Origin of the sequence: Devosia sp. (assembly GCF_035944845.1) — a bacterium.
Classification (GTDB): Bacteria; Pseudomonadota; Alphaproteobacteria; order Rhizobiales; family Devosiaceae; genus Devosia_A.
Genome location: NZ_DASZAW010000045.1, coordinates 130,163 through 137,959, shown reverse-complemented (window position 1 = coordinate 137,959; position 7,797 = coordinate 130,163). Strand labels below are relative to the sequence as shown.

Sequence of the window (7,797 nt, the reverse complement as noted above, 5' to 3'; positions counted from 1 at the left end):
CATGTCGACGAAGTCGGTGTCGATGCGCTTGAAGCCGGTGGTCTGGCTGTTGGCGATGTTGCCCGAGATGTTCTCGAGCGCGAAGGATTGGGCGCGTAGCCCGGTGACTGCGGTCGAAAGAGCGCCGTAGATGCCCATAGTTTGCTCCATACCCCCATTTGGCGTGCGGACACGCGGGTTCGGAGCAAGCAATGCAAGGGCGATGCCACATTGGCTGGCCATTGAAATTGCTTGGTTTTTCGCCGCGCTGGTAACGGATGTGGCGACAAAGGGGCAAAAGAGTCCGGGCCAGGCGGCAGGAATTGCCGGGCTGCTGGATCGCCGCAGCCATCGTGAGCCTGAACACAGCAACACCCCGGCCCCGCCGGATATCACCGAAGGGCTGAAGCTCTAGCCGTTCCCAGGGAGACCGCCCCCTATAGGGGCCACGCGAGCAGGATCCTCGGAACGCCGACGAGCAGCACCAGGATCTCGAGGGGGGAAAGCCGAGGTATCAGGATCTGGCCTGGCGGCAACGCCAGCCTGTCGGCAACCTGTATTGCCATGGCATGAGCAGGGCCAACAAGCCCCGTGCCACGCATGCAAACAAGGCCGCCAGAGCCACGACGTCGGTCGGAAGCGGCCTACATGAACCTGCCAACCGTTGCCGCAAGGACGGTGAGTATAGTCGCTTGTTCGAATGTCACTGTTCGCCCGCTTCGGCGCACCGTGGCCAGCCAGACGGCGGCGGTCAACCGAGTCCGCCACCAGTCGACTCTTTGGACGGTCGCCGTGGCCTACCCGCCGATCATCAGGTGGCGAATTTGAGTATAGTCGATGAGTGACTGCATAGAGAGATCCGAGCCATAGCCGGAATTCTTCATTCCGCCATGCGGCATCTCGGTGGCCATGACTCCATGGGTGTTGATCCAGGTCACGCCATACTCCAGCGCATTGGCGACGTCGATCGCAGTCTCGGAGTTGCGGGACCAGACCGACGAACCCAGGCCGTATTCCGAACTGTTAGCCCAATCGACGGCGACTTGCAGGTCGTCGAACGGAGTGATGCTGAGCACCGGGCCGAAGACTTCCTTCTGCACCACTTCGGCATCGATCGGGGCCATGATCAATGTGGGGGAGAAGAAGTAGCCGCTGGCTTCATGGTGTTTGGCCTGCATAACCTCAGCGCCGGCAACACGAGCCCGGCTGACGAAGCCCTCTATGCGTTCGAGTTGCCGGGCACTGATGACTGGCCCGAACTCCACGTCGTCCCGCTCTGGCTGGCCGAAGACCAGCGAACCGATCATGACTTCCAGCCTGTCGGTCAACGCCTGGGCGACGCTGCGATGAACAAAGATGCGGCAGGCCGCGGTGCAATCCTGACCTGCGTTGTAGAAGCTGGCTTCACGCAGCGTCACCACCAGTTTGTCGAGATCGGCGTCTTCGCACACGATGACCGGCGCCTTGCCGCCGAGCTCGAGATGCGTGCGTTTGATCATCGGGCCGGCGGCGGCTTGCAGTACAGCCCGCCCGGTCCGCACGTCGCCGGTCAAAGAAATCATTCGAACCAGGTCGTGCGAGATGAGCTGGTGGCCGACGTCCGGGCCGTTGCCGCAGATCACGTTGACGACGCCTTCAGGCAGCACCTCGGCAAAGATCCGGCTCAGGGCAAGCAAGCTCAGTGGGGTCAGTTCCGACGGCTTGATGACAACCGCGTTGCCGGCGGCGATTGCCGGAGCGATTTTCCACGCTGCCATCAGCAGCGGATAATTCCATGGCGCGATCTGCGCGATCACGCCGATCGGGTCGCGCCGCACGAGGCTGGTCATCTGCGACGACCGGTAGTTGTTGGCCGCCGGCGCCGGCACGTTGCGCACTGCCGTTCCGAAGAAGCGAAAAACGTCGGCAACATTACCCAGTTCGCCGGCAATGGCGTAGCGCACCGGCTTACCCGCGTTGCGCGACTCGATTGTCCCGAGGCTTTCCCGCCGAGCCTCGACTGCGTCGGCGATGGCGAGCAGCGCCGCACTTCGTTCCCTGGGCGGACGGCGCGACCAATCCTTGTAAGCCCCGGCTGCGGCAGCGACCGCAGCATCGACCTGCGCATGGCTTGCCGACGCCACTTCGGCAAGCGGCCGCCCCGAGGCCGGATCATACACGATCTCGGGCGAGCCCTGCCCAGTCTCGAAACGGCCACCGATGAACAACTGCGTGTCAGAAGGCGTCATGGGCAAACTCCGAACCGGGGGGCGGCCATTCTATGTTCGGAGCGCGCCGCCTCGCCCAGAAACCGCCAGAAGGCAAGATCGTGAGGGCGCTCCCCGGTCCGCCATTCCGGATGCCACTGCACGGCAAACACCGGCGCAGACGAATGCGATGCCGAAATGGCCTCAATGATACCATCGGGACTCGTGGCGTTGACGACAAGTCCCTCCGCCAGCCGGTCGATCGCCTGGTAGTGTACGCTGTTGACGGTCAGACTCCGGCTGCCCGCATAGCGATGGAGGGGGCTGCCCGCGGCGACCTCGACCTCGTGGCTATGGGCAAAGGTGTCGAAAAGCGGGGCCTCGGGCGCCGCGTGGTGTCGCTGCCAGATGCCTGGGGCCCGAAGGTCGCGAAGAGTACCTCCAAACGCCACGTTGATCTCCTGCAGTCCGCGGCAGATCCCGAACAGCGGCTTGCTCGCAGCGACAGCAGCTGCGATCAACGCCTGGCTCAACCCGTCGCGCTGCGCATCCACCGGCGCCTGTGCAGCCGCGTTCGAACCAAATCGACCCGGATGCATGTTTGAGTTGCTGCCGGTCAGCAGGATAGCGTCAAGACGGGCGACGACATCGCCAACGAATGCCTCGGACTGATTGGACGGAATGATCAGTGTGGCCGCTCCGGCGTGCATCTCCACTGCTTCGAGGTAACGGTGCTTGACCGCCTGCGCGGGCTCACCCTCGACCTCTCTGCCACACGCTATCACACCAATGACCGGCCTGGGCTTGGACACCGCGCTCTCCTGCCGACTTCCTCAACGCAGCCGGTACCTGCTAGGCTAAAGCTATAGAATTACAACAGGGTTGGCCAAAAACGTGAGCGAAGTGAACCGAAACACGGACATCGTGGCATGGTTGGCCGAGAATCCACAGGTCGAGGTGCTTCACACCGCGGTATGCGATCTCAACGGGATCATGCGAGGCAAACGCATCCCCATCGATCAGGCCAGCCGTATCGCCGAGAACGGCATACGAATGCCGCTATCCATTGTCGGCGTTGATGTCTGGGGCGAGGACATCATGGGTAACTCGATGGTGTTCAAGAGCGGTGACACAGACGGTATCTGCAGCCCCACGGGTCGAGGCGCGATGCCGATCAACTGGACGACGCGGCCCAGCGCCATGATCCCGCTATGGTTGTTCGAGGACGTGAATACGCCGTTTCTCGGCGACCCTCGGCAGGCGTTGGCGCTCGTGATCCGCCGCTACGCCGAATACGGCCTGCAGCCTGTCGTCGCGACCGAACTGGAATTCTACCTCGTTGATCCAGACGCAGATTCGGCCCAGCCGCCGATTTCGCCCTATACCGGAAAACGCCTCGACTCCGACGCTATCCTGTCGCTCGACGAACTCGAGGACTTCGGCGAGTTCTTCCGCGACGTTTACCTCCAGTGCCAGCAACAGGGAGTACCCGCCGACACCGCGGTGGCGGAGAACGGGGTCGGGCAGTTCGAGATCAACCTGCTGCACACCAGCGATGCACTGAAGGCTGCAGATGACGCTGTCCTGTTCAAACGGATCGTCAAAGGGGTGGCCCGCAAGCACAAGCTGGTAGCGACGTTCATGGCGAAGCCCTATGGGGCACGATCAGGCAATGGTTTCCATGTCCATTTCAGCCTCAATGACGTCGCGGGCAACAATGTGTTCGACGATGGAACCGACTCCGGCTCGGAGGTTATGCACCACGCCGTCGGAGGGCTGCTGGCGGGAATGGCGGAATCGACATTGCTGTTCGCCCCGCATTTCAACTCATACCGCCGACTCCGGCCCGATACCCACGCCCCGAGCGCCATCTCGTGGGGATACGAGAACAGGACGACGGCGGTCCGTATTCCCGGTGGCAACCACAAGGCGCGGCGGATCGAGCACCGGGTCGCCGGCGCCGATGCAAATCCCTACCTCGTCCTGGCGGGAATTCTCGGCGCGGCACTGGTCGGAATCGAAGATCAGAAAAAGCCGCCCAAGCCATTTTCCGGGCGTGCCTATTCGGAGCGTCTGCCAAAACTTCCGGCGGACTGGGCATCAGCGGTCAACGCCTTCGAAGATGGGGAAACGATCCCACGCATTTTCGATTCAGCGCTGCAATCGATGTTCGTTGCGTGCAAACGACAGGAGATCGCCGGCTTCGCGTCACAGGTCAGCGACCTCGAGTTCAGTGCCTATCTCGAGGTGGTGTGATGGCCTCGACAAACTACGCCGGGGACGGGGCCTATCCACCCTCCTATTATGCCGCGTCGCGAAACATCAGCCGCAGCCCGACGCAACTCGTCGGCGAAGTGGAAGCGGATATCTGCGTCGTGGGCGCGGGCTATTCGGGGCTTTCAGCCGCGCTGCACCTGGCTGAGCAGGGATACAAGGTCGTGGTCGTCGAGGGCGCCGCCGTCGGATGGGGAGCTTCCGGCCGGAACGGTGGGCAGATCGTCAACGGGCTGAACGCCAGTATCGAGACGATCACTCGCCGCTACGGCGAGAATGCCGGCCGGTTCGTTGGCGGCCTGGTGCAGGAAGGTGCGGGCATCATCTACGACTGGGTGGCGCGCTACGGCATCGAATGCGATCTGAAGCACGGCAACATCTACGCGGCTTATACGCCGGCACACATGCGGGCCCTGGAGGCCAAGCAGGCGCTCTGGCGGACCCACGGAATGGACGATCACGAACTGCTCGACCGGCAAGCCATTCGCCAGCACATCGGCAGCGACGTCTATGAAGGCGGGATGATCGATCACTCCGGCGGGCACATGCATCCGCTCAACCTGGCGCTCGGCGAGGCAAGGGCCCTCGAGCAACTGGGGGGCGTCATTTTCGAGCAATCGCCCGTCACCAGCGTCGACAAGGCGACCGCCACGGTGTTCACCGCGGGCGGCAAGGTTTCCGCCCAGGCAGTGCTGATCTGCGGAAACGCCTACCTGGGCAATGTGGTGCCGGAACTCACGGCCCGTGTCATGCCGGTATCGACCCAGATGGTGGCCACAGTTCCTCTCGGCGAGGAACGGGCGCGTGCGCTGCTGCCGTCGGATATGTGTGTCGAGGACGTCCGCTACATCCTGGACTATTTCAGGCTCAGCGCCGATCACCGGCTGATCTTCGGCGGCGGCGTTGTCTATGGCGGCACCGACCCTGCTGATGTGGTGGCCAAGCTCAGGCCCAACATGGACAAGGTGTTTCCTCAGCTGCGCGATACGGCGGTCGAGTTCGCCTGGAGCGGCAATTTCGCGCTATCTTTCTCACGCGTACCGCAACTGGGGCGGCTCGGTGACAAGGTCTACTTCGCCCATGGCTATAGCGGCCACGGCATAACGGGATCCCACCTGTTCGGACGAATTCTCGCCGAAGCCGTGCGTGGCGACCTGACACGCTTCGATACGTTCGCAAGTCTGCCGTGGGTACCGTTCCCCGGCGGACGGGCCTTTCGCGCCCAGTATTCGACGCTTGGATCCTGGTGGTACGAACTGAAGGACCGATTGGGGCTGTAGTGCCATCTCGCCGGATGGCGCCGAACCAGGCCCGCCAGGCCCTGTCTGGAGATGGCACGGAGCAAGTGGACGCCCCTGCCCTTGTCGCGTCCGCGCGCTTCGTCTAAATCGATCTCGCCGAACCGGACCCGCCCTTATGCTGTTCAATTCCGCCGAGGATTTCCTGAGCGCGCCGCGTCACGCCGTGACGGTGTTCGGCATGGCCGGCGTCGGCAAGACTTGGCTGGCGGCACTGCTGCGCAAGCACCAGTGGTTCCACTATTCCGCCGATTACCGCATCGGTACGCGCTACATGGGCGAGTTCATCGTGGACAACTTCAAGGCCGAGGCCATGAAGGTGCCGTTCCTGCGCGAGCTGTTGCGGACGGACTCGATCAAGATCGACAGCAACATCACGTTCGCCAACCTCGACCCGCTCTCGACCTATCTCGGGCGCCCCGGCGATACGCGGCGCGGCGGGCTGCCGCTTGCCGAGTATCAGCGCCGCCAGGAGCAGCACCGGGTGGCCGAGATCGCGGCGTTGGCGGATGTGCCATATTTCATCGAGCGCGCCGACCAACTCTATGGCTACTCGAACTTCATCGCCGATACCGGCGGCTCGCTGATCGAGGTAGTGGACCCTGCCAATGCCGATGACCCGGTGATCAAGGCGCTGAGCTCGAGTACGCTGCTGCTCTACATCCGCGGCACCGAAGATGATGCGCACAAGCTGATCGAGCGCTTCAAGCACAGCCCCAAGCCGATGTACTACCAGCCGCATTTCCTCATCGAGAAATGGGCCGAGTTCAAGCGGCTGAACAAGGTCAAGGACGACGCCGACGTCGATCCGGACGCGTTCGGCGCCTGGGGCTTTGAAGCCCTGCTCAAGGACCGGCTGCCGCGCTACCAGCAACTCGCCGACAATTTCGGCTACACCATCGAAGCCAGCGACCTCGCCACGGTACGCGACGGCGACGAATTCCTCGACCTCGTGGCAGGGGCGATCCGCAAGCGAATGCGATAGACCAGCTCGCCGTTCAAGGCGATTGGCGAGCTGGTCTAGTTCCTGATGATTGCGCGTCCGAACCGGAAAAGCCTGCGACTTTTCCTCGACACACTACGGCGCCGCTTCCGCTCACCTGATCGCTATCCTATCTAGAGGCACATCATGCCAATTCGCATTCCCGACCACCTGCCGGCGGCCAAGACCCTTCAATCGGAGGGTGTCATGGTCATGGACTCCTCCCGTGCGGCGCGCCAGGACATCCGCCCGTTGCAGATCGGCCTGCTCAACCTGATGCCCAACAAGGAGCGGACGGAGACGCAGTTCGCTCGGCTGATCGGCGCCACCCCGCTGCAGGTCGACCTGACCCTGGTTCGCGTCAGCGACCACAAATCGAAGAACACCTCCGAGCAATACCTCAAGAGCTTCTATTCGACCTGGGAAGAGGTGCGGGAGAAGAAGTTCGACGGCTTCATCGTCACCGGCGCGCCGGTGGCGAACATGCCGTTCGAGGAGGTCAAGTACTGGTCCGAGATGCTCGAAATCATGGACTGGACCCAGACCAACGTGCACCACACGATGTTCATCTGCTGGGGAGCGCAGGCGGCGCTGCACCATTTCCACGGCGCCAAACGCTACCGGATGCCCACCAAGGCCTTCGGGGTGTTCCGGCACAAGCTGGTCGGCCCGCAGACGCCATGGCTGCATGGCTTCTCGGACAGCCCAATGATTCCGGTAAGCCGTTACAACGACATCGACCGCACCAGCCTCGGCGAAAACCTTGAGGTACTGATCGACAATGCCGAGATCGGCGTCTGCATGCTGGAGGACAAGGCGCGCCCTGCCCTCTACATGCTGAACCACCTCGAATACGACAACCGCTCGCTGGCCGATGAGTATGAGCGCGACGTGAAGGCGGGTCTCGACACTGCGCCGCCAGTCAACCTGTTCCCCAACGGCGACACCACGGTTGAGCCGGAGAACCGCTGGCGCAGCCACGCGCACCTGTTGTTCCAGAACTGGATCAACGAGATCTACCAGACCACGCCCTATGAGCTCGAGAAGATCGGGCTGAAGGGCTAGTGCCTTTGGCCGG

At 62.7% G+C, this 7,797-nt stretch carries 8 protein-coding genes; 5 read left to right on the top strand and 3 right to left on the bottom strand.

Features of this window, described 5'->3' with window-relative positions:
- A partial coding sequence (locus VGV07_RS07845) for a flagellar basal body protein (RefSeq protein ID WP_326868140.1) occupies positions 1–138 on the bottom strand: 138 nt, incomplete at its 3' end.
- A gap of 64 nt (positions 139–202) precedes the next feature.
- Between VGV07_RS07845 and VGV07_RS07840 the strand changes: the two genes are divergently transcribed.
- Entirely contained in the window at positions 203–394 is a 192-nt protein-coding gene (locus VGV07_RS07840; RefSeq protein WP_326868134.1) for a hypothetical protein, read from the top strand.
- Between the two features lie 382 nt (positions 395–776).
- Here the strand turns inward: VGV07_RS07840 and VGV07_RS07835 are convergent, their stop codons facing one another.
- Together VGV07_RS07835 and VGV07_RS07830 are read right to left on the bottom strand one after the other, a co-directional pair.
- On the bottom strand, positions 777–2,207 hold the full coding sequence (locus tag VGV07_RS07835; protein WP_326868133.1) for an aminobutyraldehyde dehydrogenase: 1,431 nt from the start codon (positions 2,205–2,207) through the stop codon (positions 777–779).
- A complete protein-coding gene (locus VGV07_RS07830) occupies positions 2,204–2,977 on the bottom strand; it encodes a gamma-glutamyl-gamma-aminobutyrate hydrolase family protein (RefSeq protein ID WP_326868132.1) in 774 nt (257 codons plus the stop codon). The genes VGV07_RS07835 and VGV07_RS07830 overlap by 4 nt, the downstream gene beginning before the upstream one ends.
- 109 nt (positions 2,978–3,086) lie before the next feature.
- On the opposite strand from VGV07_RS07830, the gene VGV07_RS07825 reads away from it, so the two are divergent.
- From VGV07_RS07825 to VGV07_RS07810, 4 genes are all read left to right on the top strand, one after another.
- Positions 3,087–4,421: a glutamine synthetase family protein gene (locus VGV07_RS07825; protein WP_414649921.1), complete on the top strand. Its 1,335-nt coding sequence runs from the start codon at positions 3,087–3,089 to the stop codon at positions 4,419–4,421.
- Positions 4,421–5,719 (top strand): FAD-binding oxidoreductase, encoded by a 1,299-nt coding sequence (locus tag VGV07_RS07820; protein ID WP_326868130.1) that lies wholly within the window; start codon positions 4,421–4,423, stop codon positions 5,717–5,719. The genes VGV07_RS07825 and VGV07_RS07820 overlap by 1 nt, the downstream gene beginning before the upstream one ends.
- A 136-nt stretch (positions 5,720–5,855) precedes the next feature.
- Entirely contained in the window at positions 5,856–6,722 is an 867-nt protein-coding gene (locus VGV07_RS07815; RefSeq protein ID WP_326868129.1) for an ATPase, read from the top strand.
- Between the two features lie 144 nt (positions 6,723–6,866).
- Positions 6,867–7,784 (top strand): homoserine O-succinyltransferase, encoded by a 918-nt coding sequence (locus VGV07_RS07810; RefSeq protein ID WP_326868128.1) that lies wholly within the window; start codon positions 6,867–6,869, stop codon positions 7,782–7,784.
- The last annotated feature ends 13 nt before the right edge of the window (positions 7,785–7,797 follow it).